General features: G+C 61.5%; 11 protein-coding genes. 10 read left to right on the top strand and 1 reads right to left on the bottom strand.

Annotation, left to right across the window (positions count from 1 at the left end; genetic code table 11):
- Positions 1-46 precede the first annotated feature (46 nt).
- Complete coding sequence (locus tag C6570_RS16945; protein WP_211297615.1) at positions 47-2,449, bottom strand: penicillin-binding protein 1A; 2,403 nt, start codon at positions 2,447-2,449, stop codon at positions 47-49.
- A gap of 319 nt (positions 2,450-2,768) precedes the next feature.
- Here C6570_RS16945 and C6570_RS16940 point away from each other — a divergent pair, with 319 nt between their 5' ends.
- The 10 genes from C6570_RS16940 to C6570_RS16895 all read left to right on the top strand — a co-directional run bounded on the left by C6570_RS16940 (position 2,769) and on the right by C6570_RS16895 (position 14,272).
- The gene (locus C6570_RS16940) at positions 2,769-3,845 is read left to right on the top strand and encodes a pilus assembly protein PilM (protein ID WP_106704265.1); all 1,077 of its coding nucleotides are present in this window, start codon (positions 2,769-2,771) and stop codon (positions 3,843-3,845) included.
- On the top strand, positions 3,842-4,441 hold the full coding sequence (locus C6570_RS16935) for a PilN domain-containing protein (RefSeq protein ID WP_106704264.1): 600 nt from the start codon (positions 3,842-3,844) through the stop codon (positions 4,439-4,441). Before C6570_RS16940 ends, C6570_RS16935 begins: the two co-directional genes overlap by 4 nt.
- 18 nt (positions 4,442-4,459) lie before the next feature.
- On the top strand, positions 4,460-5,146 hold the full coding sequence (locus C6570_RS16930; RefSeq protein ID WP_106704263.1) for a type IV pilus inner membrane component PilO: 687 nt from the start codon (positions 4,460-4,462) through the stop codon (positions 5,144-5,146).
- Positions 5,146-5,688, top strand: coding sequence for a pilus assembly protein PilP (locus tag C6570_RS16925; RefSeq protein ID WP_106704776.1), 543 nt, complete (start codon positions 5,146-5,148; stop codon positions 5,686-5,688). The genes C6570_RS16930 and C6570_RS16925 overlap by 1 nt, the downstream gene beginning before the upstream one ends.
- Positions 5,689-5,714: 26 nt before the next feature.
- Positions 5,715-7,856, top strand: coding sequence for a type IV pilus secretin PilQ (locus tag C6570_RS16920; protein WP_106704262.1), 2,142 nt, complete (start codon positions 5,715-5,717; stop codon positions 7,854-7,856).
- Positions 7,857-7,859: 3 nt separating this feature from the next.
- Positions 7,860-9,380: an Ig domain-containing protein gene (locus C6570_RS16915; RefSeq protein ID WP_123812289.1), complete on the top strand. Its 1,521-nt coding sequence runs from the start codon at positions 7,860-7,862 to the stop codon at positions 9,378-9,380.
- A 232-nt stretch (positions 9,381-9,612) separates the two neighbouring features.
- A complete protein-coding gene (locus C6570_RS16910; RefSeq protein ID WP_106704775.1) occupies positions 9,613-10,188 on the top strand; it encodes a shikimate kinase in 576 nt (191 codons plus the stop codon).
- A 55-nt stretch (positions 10,189-10,243) separates the two neighbouring features.
- Entirely contained in the window at positions 10,244-11,350 is a 1,107-nt protein-coding gene (gene aroB / locus C6570_RS16905; RefSeq protein ID WP_106704260.1) for a 3-dehydroquinate synthase, read from the top strand.
- A 198-nt stretch (positions 11,351-11,548) separates the two neighbouring features.
- Positions 11,549-12,763, top strand: a complete 1,215-nt coding sequence (locus tag C6570_RS16900) for a deoxyguanosinetriphosphate triphosphohydrolase (RefSeq protein WP_425437900.1) — start codon at positions 11,549-11,551, stop codon at positions 12,761-12,763.
- Between the two features lie 264 nt (positions 12,764-13,027).
- Complete coding sequence (locus tag C6570_RS16895) at positions 13,028-14,272, top strand: MFS transporter (RefSeq protein ID WP_106704259.1); 1,245 nt, start codon at positions 13,028-13,030, stop codon at positions 14,270-14,272.
- The last annotated feature ends 95 nt before the right edge of the window (positions 14,273-14,367 follow it).

Genomic DNA, 14,367 nt, shown 5'->3' with positions numbered 1-14,367 from the left:
TGTCGGCCAGGCAGCGAGCTCGCCCGCCACCTGGCCGCACCACACATCAGTTCTTGAACATGTCGAGGATGCGGTTGCGCTCCTCGGATGGCGCCGGGGCGCCGCCGCCTTCTGCCGACGGATCGGCCTCGGTCGGCGGTGCCAACCCCGCGCCGCCCAGGTTGCTGATTCCGCCACCGCGCGCGTATTCCTCGTAATACCAGTCGCCGCCCACGCGCGTCACGCCTTCGGGTGGCGTGGGCTCGCTGACGGGCACGCCCTTGAGCGCGGTCTGCATGAAGTTGATCCAGATCGGCAGGCTCAGGCCACCACCAGTTTCACGCGCGCCGAGGTTGCGCGGGGTGTCGTAGCCCATCCACACGACGCCCACCAGCGAAGGCTGGTAGCCGGCGAACCATGCGTCCATCGAGTCGTTGGTGGTGCCGGTCTTTCCGTAGATGTCGGGGCGCTTCAACTGGCCTTGCGCCTTGGCGGCGGTACCGCTGCGCGCCACGTCGTTCAGCATCGTGCCCATGATGAAGGCGTTGCGTGCGTCGATCGCGCGGTTGGTTTCGACGGGGCCGGCCGGCTGGCTTTCAACCAGAACGCGGCCGGTGTGGTCGGTAATGCGGGTCACCAGGAACGGATTCACGCGGAAGCCACCGTTAGCAAAGACCGAGTAACCCGCCGCAAGCTGCATGGGGGTGACCGAGCCGGCGCCCAGCGCCATCGTCAGGTAAGCGGGATGCTTGTCGGCGTCAAAGCCGAAGCGCGACACCCATTCCTGGCCGAACTGGGGCGTGATGGACTGCAGGATGCGAATCGAGATCATGTTGCGCGAGCGGGCCAGGCCGCGCTTCATGGTCATGGGACCTTCGAAGCCGCCTTCGTAGTTCTTCGGCTCCCAGGGCTGGCCGCCGGTGACGCTGCTGTCGAAGAACATCGGCGTGTCGTTGATCACGGTGGTCGGCGAAAAGCCTTTTTCCAGCGCCGCAGAATAGATGAACGGCTTGAAGCTGGAGCCAGGCTGGCGCCACGCCTGCGTGACGTGGTTGAACTTGTTCTTGTCAAAGTCAAAACCGCCCACCAGCGCCTTGACTGCGCCATTGCGCGGGTCGAGCGCGATCAGCGCGCCTTCGACCTCGGGCACCTGGGCGATGCTCCAGTTGCCCTTGCTGTTCTCGGTGACGCGGATGACGGCGCCGGGACGAATCTTGATCGCGGGGCCGGCCTTGGCAGACAGGCCGGTTTGCGCAACCCGCAGCGCTTCGCCCGTCATCGTGATCTTCGCGCCGTTGTGGCGCACGGCCGTGACCGACCTTGGGCTGGCCTCCACCACCAGTGCTGCCTGCAAATCGCCCATGTCCGGGTGCCCGGTCAGTGCCTCGTCTGCCATCGCGACGATCTCGGCTGGGTCTTTCGGGACTTCCACGAACTTCTCCGGCCCGCGGTAGGACTGGCGGCGGTCGTAATCCAGGATGCCCTTGCGCAGCGCCGCGTAGGCCGCGTTCTGGTCGTCCGTGTTGATCGACGTATAGACGTTCAGCCCGCGGCTGTAGGTCTCTTCTCCGTACTGCGCGAACATCATCTGGCGCACCATCTCGGCCACGAACTCGGCATGGACGCGGGTGCCCTCGTTGGCGGGGCGGATGCGCAGCGGCTGTTCCTTGGCCTCGGCGGCTTGCTCTTTGGTGATGAAGCCGTTTTCAACCATGCGGTCGAGGATGTAGAGCTGTCGTTCGCGGGCGCGGTCGAAATTGGCGATCGGGTTGGCCGACGACGGGAACTTGGGAATGCCCGCCAGCATGGCTGCTTCGGCAATCGTGATGTCCTTCAGCGGCTTGCCAAAGTAGGTCTCTGACGCCGCGGCGAACCCGTAGGCGCGGTTGCCCAGGAAGATCTGGTTCATGTAGATCTCAAGGATCTGATCCTTGGTCAGCATGTGCTCCAGCTTGAAGGTCAGCAGCACCTCATAGATCTTGCGGGTGTACGTCTTCTCGGAAGACAGGTACACGTTGCGCGCCACCTGCATCGTGATGGTGGACGCACCCTGGCTTTTCTCACGGCCCAGGTTGGCGAGCGCAGCGCGGGCCACGCCCATGTAGTCGACGCCGCCATGCTCGTAAAAGCGCGCGTCTTCCACTGCCAGCACAGCGTCCTTCATCGCCTTGGGAATCTTGTCGATCGGCGTGAGGTTGCGGCGTTCTTCGCCGAACTCGCTGATCAAGGTGCCTTCCGCCGTATAGATGCGCAAAGGCAGCTTGGGCCGGTAGTTGGACAACTCAGAGACGTCCGGCAGGTTGGGGTAGGCAATGGCGAGCGCCATCAGGCCACCCATGACGGCGCACAGCGCCAAGGCGACCACAGTGCCGACGGCCCACATGAGGCCTTTGAGCAACCACTTCAACCAGGAGGGCTGCGATGGTGTTGTGCGCTTGTTCACGCCATTCGGCGAATTTTCAGACGGCATCGGGGAAACAAGTAAGTTGGCAAGTACTTCCGTGAGACAGTACGTGCTCAGAGCAGGCGAGGGAGGAGGCCTGCGAGCACTTCTGCCTCGGCATTCTGGATTGTGATCGCCTCTGACGGCGTAACGCATCGCAACGCAATGCGTGTAGGCTAACCGCGTCTAGCGACGTAAGGAAATGTCCGCAGACGTTAGTTTTTGACAACGCGGTCAAGCGCATGTAGTCGGCTATTGCTTTGCCCGACAAGGGGCTTGCTGCTAGGATTCAAGTGAAATCTTAAGTGTGTTCGACTTTTGAAACTAAAGGTAACAGGGTGTCGTCTTGAACGCTGGATCGTTGTTCGGTCGCCAGTCGGCGTCCTTATTGGGGCTCGACGTCAGTCCATCCAGCGTCAAGCTGGTGGAGCTGTCGCAGGACCGCGCTGGCAATTTGGTGCTGGAGCGTTGCGGTATCGAGCCGTTTGAAGCGGGCTGGATCAGCGACGGCAACATCGAAAAATTCGACGAGGTCGTCGAGGCAACGCGCCGCTTGGTCAGCCGAAGTGGCACCAAGACCAAACAGGTGGCGATGGCGCTGCCTGCTTCTGTGGTTATCACCAAGAAGATCATTCTACCCGGGGGCCTTTCTGAGCGGGAGCTCGAAGTCCAGGTGGAAACCGAGGCCAACCAATACATTCCGTTCTCGCTGGATGAGGTCGCTCTCGACTTCTGCGTCGTTGGCCCGAGCCCGACCTCCGCAGGTGACGTGGAAGTGGTCATCGCTGCCTCACGCAAGGAAAAAGTTGAAGACCGTCAGGGTCTCGCTGAAGCCTGCGGCCTTACGCCTGTGGTGATGGATGTGGAGAACTATGCGTCCCGATTGGCTGCCAATCGAATCATCGCGCGCCTACCCGGCGGCGGTGCCGACGCAGTGATCGCTTTGATCGAGATCGGGGCGATGTCTTCCAACATGCAGGTGCTTCGGAACGACGAACTGCTGTACGAGCGCGATCAAGTTTTTGGTGGTGCCCAGTTGACGCAAATGCTGGCGCGCCAATACGGCTTCACACAGGAAGAGGCGGAGACTAAGAAACGTTCAGGCGAACTGCCGGAAGACTATGCGCAGACGGTTCTTGAGCCGTTTGTGGAGTCGCTTTCGCAGGAGATTGAACGCGCCCTGAAGTTCTTCTTCACCAGCACGCCGCACAACAAGGTCGACTACATTCTTCTGGCCGGCGGTACAGCGGGTCTTTCGGGCTTGACCGAGGTAGTGACCCAGCACACCAACTTCCCGTGCCAAGTTGTTAATCCATTCGATGGCATGGAGATCGGCAAGGGTGTGCGTGAGAAAAAGATGCTGCGTGAAGCGCCCTCGTACTTGACGGCCTGCGGCTTGGCTATGCGGAGGTTCGCGCGGTGATATTGATCAACTTACTTCCGCATCGGGAGATGGCGCGCAAGAAAGCGCGCCAAGTCTTCAACACTTCCTTGGGGTTGTCGGCATTGGCAGGCCTTGCCATTGCCGGCGGTATCTACCTCTGGTACCAGCACCAGATCTCCGAGCAGCAAGATCGAAACACCTTCATCACCTCCGAAATCACAAAGCTGGACTCTGAGATCAAAGAAGTTGCAAACCTCCAGGGAGAAATCGCGGCGCTGAAGGCACGCCAAGAGGCTGTTGAGAATCTGCAGGCTGATCGCAACCTTCCTGTTCATCTGATGAACGAAGCAGTGAAGCAATTGCCGGATGGTATCTACCTGAAAGGCATCAAGCAAGACAATCAGAACGTTCTCTTCACCGGCGTCGCTCAATCCAATGAGCGGGTTTCAGAGCTGTTGCGGAATTTGGAGCGAAATAGCGACTGGGTCACCAAGCCGGAATTGATCGAGATTGTCGCGGCCAACATGGCGCTGACGCCGCGCGAGCAGCGACGTGTGTACAACTTTACGGTTCGTGTGCAGTTGCAACGCGCCAGCGCGCCAGCATCGGGCGCTTCTGCTGCCGGCCGGACCTGAAGACGAGGCACACTGAACATGGCACGAAAAAAATCCAACAATATTGACGTCGGCGCTTCCGTCAGATCCCTCGGAGATCAATTTCGGGGTCTCGATACGCGCGATCCGTCGTCTTGGCCAGGGATTCCGCGCTTCGCTCTCTTTGCCATTGTCGCAATAGCGGTCGCAGGCGTTCTTTGGTTCTTTGCGCTGAAGGATATGGACTCGGAGCTTGAGGGGGAGCGACAAAAAGAGGCAACCTTGAAGTCTGACTATCAAGCAAAGTTGCAAAAAGCAGTGAGCCTTGATGAGCTGAAAAAGCAACGCGAGCAAGTGATGCAGTATGTCAATCTGCTTGAAAAGCAGCTGCCAAGCAAGGCGGAGATGGACGCCTTGCTGTCGGATATCAACCAAGCCGGACTGGGTCGGAGTTTGCAGTTTGAGTTGTTCCGTCCAGGGCAGTTGGTTGTAAAAGATTACTATGCTGAGCTTCCCATTGCTGTGAAAGTGACTGGCAGATATCACGACATCGGTGCGTTTACGTCTGATATCGCCAACTTATCGCGAATCGTGACGCTAAATAACATTTCGGTTACACCTGACGATAAAAATAAAGACAAGCCGGGCGGCCTGCTTTTGGATGCTACTGCAAAAACTTTCAGGTACTTGGATCCAGAGGAAATCGCAGCACAGCGCAAGGCGAGCCAAGCGAAGGGTTCAAAATGATGCGTTTTTTTTCAGTGCTGGGATGCGTCGCCATTTGCGCCGGAAGCTTGGCTGCTTGCACTGCTGAATCTGACGATCTGCAGCAGTGGATGGCTGAGCAGCGGCGCAACACTAAGCCTCGCGTAACTCCTATCTCGGAGCCTAAGAAATATGTTCCGCTTGCATATTCAGAGGGCTCATCATTTGATCCATTTGGTAGCGACAGGCTAACGCAAGCCTTGCGCCGCGAAACCGGCCCGGCGAGCGCTGGAGCGATGCTGGTTGCGCCCGAGCTCAATCGGCGAAAAGAACCTCTTGAGGCGTTTCCGCTGGATGTCATGACGATGGTGGGCAGTTTGGATCGGTCGGGGCAAAAGGTCGCGCTGGTACGGGTCGATAACTTACTGCACCAGGTCCGGGCAGGAAACTATCTTGGCCAAAACTATGGTCGAGTCACAAAAATTGATGAAAATGAGGTCGTTCTTCGTGAGATAGTTCAGGACGCGGCCGGTGAATGGATTGAGCGCAATACGGTGCTGCAGTTGCAGGAGAAAGCAAAATGAATTTCGGGTTTTACCCAGCACCGGGCATGGTGCGTAGAGCCGTTGTCGGTATCAGTTGGCTCGCGCTTGCGGGCGGCGCGTACGCGCAAGTCACGATTCAATCCATCACCAGTTCCATCCAAAGTGGCACGGAAACGGTGCGGATTGACATGTCCGAGCCCCTGAGCGCATTGCCAGCCGGGTTCGCAGTGCAGTCGCCGGCTCGAATCGCACTCGATTTTCCCGGTGTCGTAAGTGGCCTGAGCCAATCCACGGTTGAACTCAACCAAGGCAACCTGCGCGCCGCTAACGTCGCTCAAGCTTCCGACCGCACGCGCGTTGTGTTGAGCTTGAACCGCCCAACCACCTATCGTGCGGAACTACATGGTCGCAGTGTCTTCGTCACGCTTGAGCCGGTCGCAGTCGCTACCCCTGCTGCCGCGTCGAATCCCGTGACGCAAGTGTTCTCGGAGAGCCGAAATCCTGCTGCGCTACCTCTGAAGGACGTTGATTTCCGGCGGGGAGTAGATAACGCGGGTCGTGTTGTCGTTGATCTTGCGAACAATCAAGTCGGTGTTGATATCAAGCAGCAAGGTTCCTCCCTTGTCGTCGAATTCCTGAAAACAAGCCTCCCTGAAGGCCTACGCCGCAGGTTGGATGTAAGCGATTTCGGTACGCCGGTGCAAACTATCTCGACTACTCAGTCGGGCGACCGTGTTCGAATGGTGATTGAACCCAAGGGTCAGTGGGAGCATAGCGCTTACCAGAGCGACAACCAACTGGTTATTGAGGTGCGCCAGCAAAAGGCTACTGGAAGCAAGCTGGGTCAGGGGCCCGGGTTCCGCGGGGAAAAACTGTCGCTTAACTTTCAGAATATTGATGTCCGATCTCTTCTTCAGGTCATTGCTGATTTCACCAATTTCAACATAGTAACGTCTGACACGGTTCAGGGGAATTTAACATTGCGCCTCAAGGATGTTCCGTGGGACCAAGCGCTGGATATTATTCTTCAGGCCAAAAGTTTGGGGATGAAGCGCACCGGAAATGTGTTGCAAATTGCGCCTAAGGAAGAGCTGGCAGCCAAAGAAAAAGCTGAATTGGAGGCGCAAGCGGCAATTCGTAACCTGGAACCCTTGAGAACGCAGTCGTTCCAGCTGAACTACACCAAAGCTGCGGATATTGCAACGCAGCTCACGTCGTCTTCCGGCGGCTCGGCAGGAGGCGGCGGATCGTCCGGTGCATCCAGCAACAGCCTTTTGAGCCAGCGCGGCTCCGTTATCGCAGAGCCTCGAACCAATCAACTCTTCGTGTCGGACATTCCGTCGCGGCTTGAACAGATTCAGGAGATGATTGCCAAGCTGGACGTCCCGATGCGACAAGTGCTGATCGAGGCGCGCATCGTTGAGGCATCGGACACGTTCGGCAAGTCGCTGGGCGTCAAGCTCGGTTCGGCGGACATGCGCGGCGTACGTGGCGGTGATGCCGGCTATGCGGTCGGCGGTGGGAACCGAGTCGCCATCGGAGGCAATTACAACGCAGTTGGCGCGACTACGGGTGCCTTTGCGTCAGGGGGCCTGACATCGGATTCCTCCCAGTTTCTGAACCTTCCTGCGTCAGGGCTTGCCGGGGTTTCACCCGCCAACTTCGCGATATCCTTGTTCAGCTCGGCCGCAAACAGGTTCCTGAACCTGGAGTTGTCTGCGTTGGAGGCGGATGGCAAGGGCAAGGTGGTTTCCAGCCCCCGCGTCGTGACCGCCGATCAGATCAAGGCCGTCATCGAACAGGGAACGGAGTATGCATATCAGCAGGCTACATCCAGTGGTGCGACTTCCGTTGCCTTCCGTAAGGCGGTGCTCAAGCTGGAAGTCACGCCGCAGATCACGCCAGAAGGCAATATCATTCTTGACCTCGATGTGAACAAAGACAGTCCTGGCGGCCTGGTTGCCGGCGCAATGTCTATTGATACGAAGCGAGTGAAAACTCAAGTTCTTGTCGAAAACGGTGGAACCGTCGTGATCGGAGGCATTTTTGAGTTGAACGAGAAAGAGCAGGAAAACAAGGTTCCGTTATTGGGTGATATCCCCGCGGTTGGAAATTTGTTTAAGCAGCGAACTCGTCAGGCCAGCAAAACTGAAATGTTGGTTTTTATTACACCTAAGATGATTTCTGATTACGGTGCGGTTCGTTGATGCGTGTCGTTTGTGTGGCTTGGTTTGTTTAAAAGGGGATTTGCTGTGAAGAAGCTCGGAATGGCATTGGGTCTGAGTCTCGCTGCGCTGCTCGCAGGATGCGGTGGCGGTGGGGGGAGCGCCGGGAATACGCAACTGGAATATAAAATTTCACTGCGTGCAGACACCGTAGCGCTGCCGGTCAATATCGGAAATATTGGGCCGAGTATTGGCACCAACGCTCCCTACACCACGGTGCTTCATGTGACTGCGACCGAAGGTGGGAACCCCATCATCGGAACGAAAGATGCCTTTGCATGTAACATCGATGCCGGCGTGAATGTTGGTGCTCTTTATTATCTAGATGGCGATCCAGCGCATGAAACTGATGTCAATGGACAGAAAGTTCCAAATGCATATCGGAGTATTACGCTGGACTCTAACTCTGGTGGAAACTCTTTTCATTTCCATGCTGGTAACACCCGGGGTGTGGCAACTATAACGTGCTCCATCACTAACCCCCGGGATAATCAGGTTTCGGCAACGAGTGTGCAAATCGTCGTGGGCAACGGCGGGGCGCCTGCGGTTGGCATGCCCGCAAGTGTGGCTCTTGAGGCTGCTTCCGGTTATCTTGGCGCGCAGAACAATCCTAACAACGTCCGAAATACCGTCAGCTTGCAGGCGATGCTTCGCGACGAAGTGGGACAATGGGTTGCTGATACGTCTACACCTAACCTACAGGTCTATATTCAAGCTAGTGACGCCGCGGCAGGTGCGCGCTTGATTCGGGATCGTCAGTCGGGGACAGTCATTATGACTAACACTCGAAATGGTATTGCCGATTTCAGCCTCTCTAGCGGTTCGAACATTGGTGTGATCACCTTGGTGCTTGTTGCAGACCGTGCTGACAACAATGTCGCGAATGGTATTCAGGATCCGATCATTCAGCGGATGGTCATTCCGGTGGTGAATGGCATCGCGCAGAAGCCTCTGTCGGTGCAGGCGCAATCGGTGACCGCAACGTGCCGCCAGGAAGTCTCCACTCCGTTGGTCGCTTCTGATGGGTTGCCTCCGTATCAATGGTCCGTGGTCGGAAAGATGCCGGCTGGATTGAGCCTGACTCCTGACGGTTTGGTGACAGGTGTCCCGGTGCTGGTGAACGGCGCTGGCGCGGGAAGCTACCAGGTTGCTGTTCAGGTGACCGACGCCAACGGTTCTTCGCAGGTGACGACGCTGACGGTTGACGTGCAAGCTGGTGATTGCAAACCGCTGACGATCAATTCGAGCAGCCTGTCTGTGACGAAGGGCACCAGCTTCGCGTTTGCCTTGAGTGCAAGTGGCGGCAAGTCGCCTTATAAATGGGGCGCACCGGTGGCGTTGCCCACTGGATTGTTCCTGAATGGCGACACCGGTATCTTGAGCGGCGCCATCAACACCGCTGGTAGCTACCCGATCGTTATCCAAGTGACCGATGGTGACGGAATCGTGGTCGTCGCCAATATGACAGTTTCGGTGACAAACCCCACAGCGACAACGACGCCCTAAGGCCTGCGTGTTCTGCGTCGGCTAAGCCTGTGCGGCCGACGCAGGTCGCGGTGTCGAACCAATTCCGCCAGCTCGCGTTTTGTGGGCTGGCGGTTTTCTTTTAGATCGTGCCAAATGGGTTTTACCGCGCGCTCCGCATGCTCAATCTGGCGCGTAGCCGACAGCGTTTGCTGCCCATGTTTCTCTTCGTGGGCGCCCCGTGCGCATGTGCTTAACCTAGGTGGCTAGAACGGTGACATGTTTATTCACAGTCGTGTTGGTAGGTCTTCCCGGAAGCGGAAAGTCCTCTGTGGGGCGGGCAGTTGCTCGTCGGATGGATTGCGTCTGGAAGGACTCGGATCATGAAATTGAGGCCCAGCTTGGTTGCACCGTCCGTGAGTATTTCGAGGCAGAAGGCGAAGGTGCGTTTCGCGATCGCGAAGAAGAGGTGCTCGATTCGCTTTCGCGTACCGCAGGAATTGTCCTGTCCACCGGTGGCGGTGCAGTGCTTCGAGAAGTCAACCGTCAGCGGCTTAAAGAGCGTGGCACGGTGATTTACCTCCGGTCTTCCCCCGAGGCGCTGTGCCGCAGGCTCAAGAACGACACGAAGCGTCCTTTGCTTCAGGTGGCGGACCCGCTCAAGCGGCTGCGGGCGCTGTATGCCGAACGTGATCCGCTGTACCGCGAGTGCGCGCACTTCGTGATCGACACCCACGGCTCTTCGCTTTCCATGCTGGTCAATCGCATCATGATGCAGCTGGAGCTCGCCGAGGGCGGCGCTCTTGGCGGTCAGCCGGGCACAGGCTCCGCTGGCGACGTCGGTAGTTAGGCCGCTCCCATTCGCCACCGCATGTGTCGCGGTCGCCACCTCCTACACTAGCGCCATGGCCTTGACTTCTGAAACCCAAACCGTTGAGATTGCGCTGGATGAGCGCAGCTACCCCATCCTGATCGGCGCGGGCCTGCTTGACCACGCCGCATCGTTTGATCGCGCTGGCGCGGGCAGCAGCGCCTTGGTCGTCAGCAACACCACCGTCGCCCCGCTGTATGCCGAGCGGCTGCTCCGGGCGCTGCAGTCGCGCCATGCGAGCGTGCGCGTGCTGGCCTTGCCCGATGGCGAGCAGTACAAGACTTGGGAAACGCTCAACCTGGTCTTTGATGACCTGCTGGCGCATGGCGCTGACCGCAAGACGGTGCTCTACGCCCTGGGCGGCGGTGTCGTCGGCGATATGACGGGGTTTGCGGCGGCCAGCTACATGCGCGGCGTGCCCTTCGTGCAGGTGCCGACCACCTTGCTGGCGCAGGTCGATTCGTCGGTGGGGGGCAAAACGGCCATCAACCACCCGCTGGGCAAGAACATGATCGGCGCTTTCTACCAGCCGCAGGTGGTGGTGTGCGATCTGGACGTGCTCAAGACCCTGCCGCCGCGCGAGCTGTCGGCTGGCCTCGCAGAGGTGATCAAGTACGGCCCGATCGCCGACATGGCGTTTCTGGACTGGATCGAGGCGAACGTCGATGCGCTGCGCGCGTGCGACCGCACCGCCCTGGCGCACGCCGTGCGGCGCAGCTGTGAGATCAAGGCGCATGTGGTGGGCCAGGATGAGCGCGAATCCGGCCTGCGCGCCATCCTCAACTTCGGCCACACCTTTGGCCATGCGATCGAGGCGGGCATGGGCTACGGCGCGTGGCTGCACGGCGAGGCCGTGGGCGCGGGCATGGTGATGGCGGCCGAGCTGTCGCGCGAGCTGGGCCGGGTGGATACCGCCTTCGTGCAGCGCCTGACCGCGCTGATCGACCGCGCCGGCTTGCCCACGCGCGGCGCCGTGATCGATCCGGTGGACAACGCCGGCCGCTACCTTGATTTGATGCGCGTGGACAAGAAGGCCGAGGGCGGCGACATCCGCTTCGTCGTCATCGACGGCCCCGGCCGAGCCGCCGTGTGCGCCGCGCCCGATGCGCTGGTGCGGCAGGTGATCGACCGGTGCACCTGACGCGGGCGCCGGGGCGGCCAGCATGTGTTCGCAGTGCTTGCGGATGGCCAAGTCGTGACGTGGCCCGCGCAGGCAGTGCAAGGTGGGTTGCAGCTATCTGCGCAGGCAAGCTGCGGCAGCGTGAAGACAGCGCTGCGCAGACGTTTAGTATGTTTTTGATAGCTGCTCGCGCTCATTGGACGGGCGCCAGAGGGTGATTTGACCGATATTCCTAACCCGCTATCGCTGGCCGCGCACGGCGCGCCAAATGGCGCATCGCACACCGCGCCACCCGGCACGCAGGGCCAACTCGCGCCCTACGCCAGCCACCCCGCCGCGTCGCGCGGGCGCCTTCACCCCACGCCGCCAGCGCCTACGCGCAATGAGTTCCAGCGTGATCGTGATCGCATCGTGCATTCCACGGCGTTTCGGCGGCTGGTCTACAAGACGCAGGTGTTCGTCAACCACGAAGGCGACCTGTTTCGCACGCGCATGACGCATTCGCTGGAGGTGGCGCAGCTGGCCCGGTCCATCGCCCGGCCATTGGGCCTGCACGAAGACCTGGTGGAGGCCATTGCGCTGGCGCACGACCTGGGGCACACCCCGTTCGGCCACGCGGGGCAGGACGCGCTGAACGAATGCATGGCCGATTTCGGCGGCTTTGAGCACAACCTGCAAAGCCTGCGCGTGGTCGATCAGCTGGAACACCGCTACCCCGATTACGACGGGCTGAACCTGACCTTTGAGGCACGCGAGGGCATCCTCAAACACTGCTCGCTGGCCAATGCGCGCCGGCTGGAAGCGGCCGAGCCCGGTGGCGTGGCGCACCGATTTCTGCAGCGCACGCAGCCCAGCCTGGAAGCGCAACTGGCCAACCTGGCCGACGAAATCGCCTACAACGCGCACGACATCGACGACGGCGTGCGCTCGGGCCTGCTCACGCTGGCGCAGTTGGAAGCGGTGCCGCTGTTTGCGCGCGCAATGGCCACGGTGCGTCGCGACTTCCCCGCGCTGCACGGCCGCCGCGTGTTGTACGAGGCCATCCGCCGCATGCTGTCGGAGCAGGTGTACGACGTGGTGGCCGCCACCGGCGCCGCCGTCGCCGCGGCCGGCGTGGCCAGCGCGGACGAGGCGCGCCGCGCCGCGCCGCTGGTTCAGTTCAGCGCCGCGATGCGCGAACAATCCGCCGTGCTCAAGCGTTTCTTGTTCGCCAACCTGTACCGCCACCCGCAGGTGATCGACACCACGGCGCAGGGCCGCCAGGTGGTGCGCGAGCTGTTCGACGCCTATCGGCAGCGCCCCGGCGAGCTGCGTCCCAGCTTCGCCGGGCGCGCCGACCGAGAGCGCGCCGTGGCGGACTACATCGCCGGCATGACCGACCGCTTCGCGCTGCGCGAACATGAGCGGCTGACGGGCCGGCGGCTGTTGAGTTGATCAGGCACACGACCAAGGTGGGTGCGCTGGCGGACTGACTGGACCTGGATTTGCCAGGGCGACGCCCCGCCTACCGCTGCCAACGCATGACACAGGCTGGTCGGCCAGCGGCGGCGCTCTCCGGCCGACCATCCGCGCAGCAGGGCGCGGCGCCAAGCGACACTCGCCTGCAACGCCCGACATACCCCTGTCGCCGGTGCGGTGCGCCGTTGCCGGCACACTCGCGCCAGCCGAGCCCTGCCGAGCGCCAACCCCACCTCCGCCATGACCGCCGCCAACCCTACACCCTCACAAGCCACCCGCGCCGCGCCCGGTGCGCCCACCCGCAGCGGCCTGACCGCCTGGATCGTCATCCTTGCCGGGGTGGCCGCGGCGCTGTACGTGGGCAAGCTGCCGCCCGCGATTCCGGCGCTGCAGGCCGCGCTGGGGCTGACCTTCGTGCAGGCAGGTTTCCTGCTTTCGCTGGTGCAGCTGGCGTCGATGGCGCTGGGGCTGGTGGCCGGGCTGATGGCCGAAGGGCTGGGCCTGCGCCGTTGCGTGATCGGCGGGCTGTGGCTGCTCGCGCTGGCCGGGCTGGCCGGAGGCTTTGCGCAGAGCGCGGCCGGGCTGCTGGCGCTGCGCGCGGTGGAAGGCGTGGGTGTGCTGCTGGTCACCGTGCCGGGGCCCAGCCTGATCAGGCGCAGCCTGCCGCCCAGCCAGCTCACGCGCATGCTCGGGTTCTGGGGTGCGTACATGCCGTTTGGCACCGCCGCCGCGCTGCTGCTGGGCCCGGCGGTGATTCCGGCGGCCGGGTGGCAGGGCTGGTGGTGGGTGGTGGCCGCGTTTTCTGCGCTGATGGCGCTGTGGATGAGCGCGAAAGTGCCCGCCGACCCCCCGCGCCGCGCCAGCACGGCTGCGGGCGAGCCGTGGCCGCCCCGCCTGACCGGCACCCTGGCCGCCGCAGGCCCCTGGCTCTTGGCGCTCAGCTTCATGGTGTATTCGTCGCAGTGGCTGGCCGTGGTGGGGTTTCTGCCTTCGCTGTACCAGCGGGCCGGCTGGGGCGGGGCGCTGGGCGCGCTGCTGACGGCCGGCGTCGCGGGCGCCAACATCATCGGCAACGTGGCGGCAGGGCGCCTGCTGTCGCGCGGCGTGGCGGCGCCGGTGTTGCTGTGGATCGGCTTTGCCGCCATGGCGCTGGGCGGCGTGATGGCCTTCGCCGAGCTGACGGCCGCCTGGCCCGTGCCGCGTTACCTGGGCGCTGTGCTGTTCTCGGCGGTGGGCGGCCTGATTCCCGGCACGCTCTTCGGCCTCGCCCCGCGCCTGGCGCCGGGCGAAGGGCGCATCGCCACCACGGTGGGTTGGATGCAGCAGCTGTCGGCCGTGGGCCAGGTGTGCGGCCCGCCGCTGGTGGCGGCCTTCGCCGGCTGGGTGGGCGGATGGCAGTTCACCTGGGTGCTGACGGCCGCGTGCTGCGTGGCGGGCGCCGTGCTGGCGGGCTTGATAGGCCGGCGGCTGGCACAATCTGGGTGAAATAGCCTCTGGCGCCGGTGCAACCAGCGCTGGCAGCTATCCAAAATATAGCAATCAGCCGGTTTGCACGCAGCGCCTGCGCAGCGGCACGCCAC

This window comes from Ottowia oryzae (assembly GCF_003008535.1).
GTDB lineage: Bacteria > Pseudomonadota > Gammaproteobacteria > Burkholderiales > Burkholderiaceae_C > Ottowia > Ottowia oryzae.
Note: the sequence above shows the minus strand (reverse complement) of the source record. Positions and strands in the feature narration are given on the sequence as shown.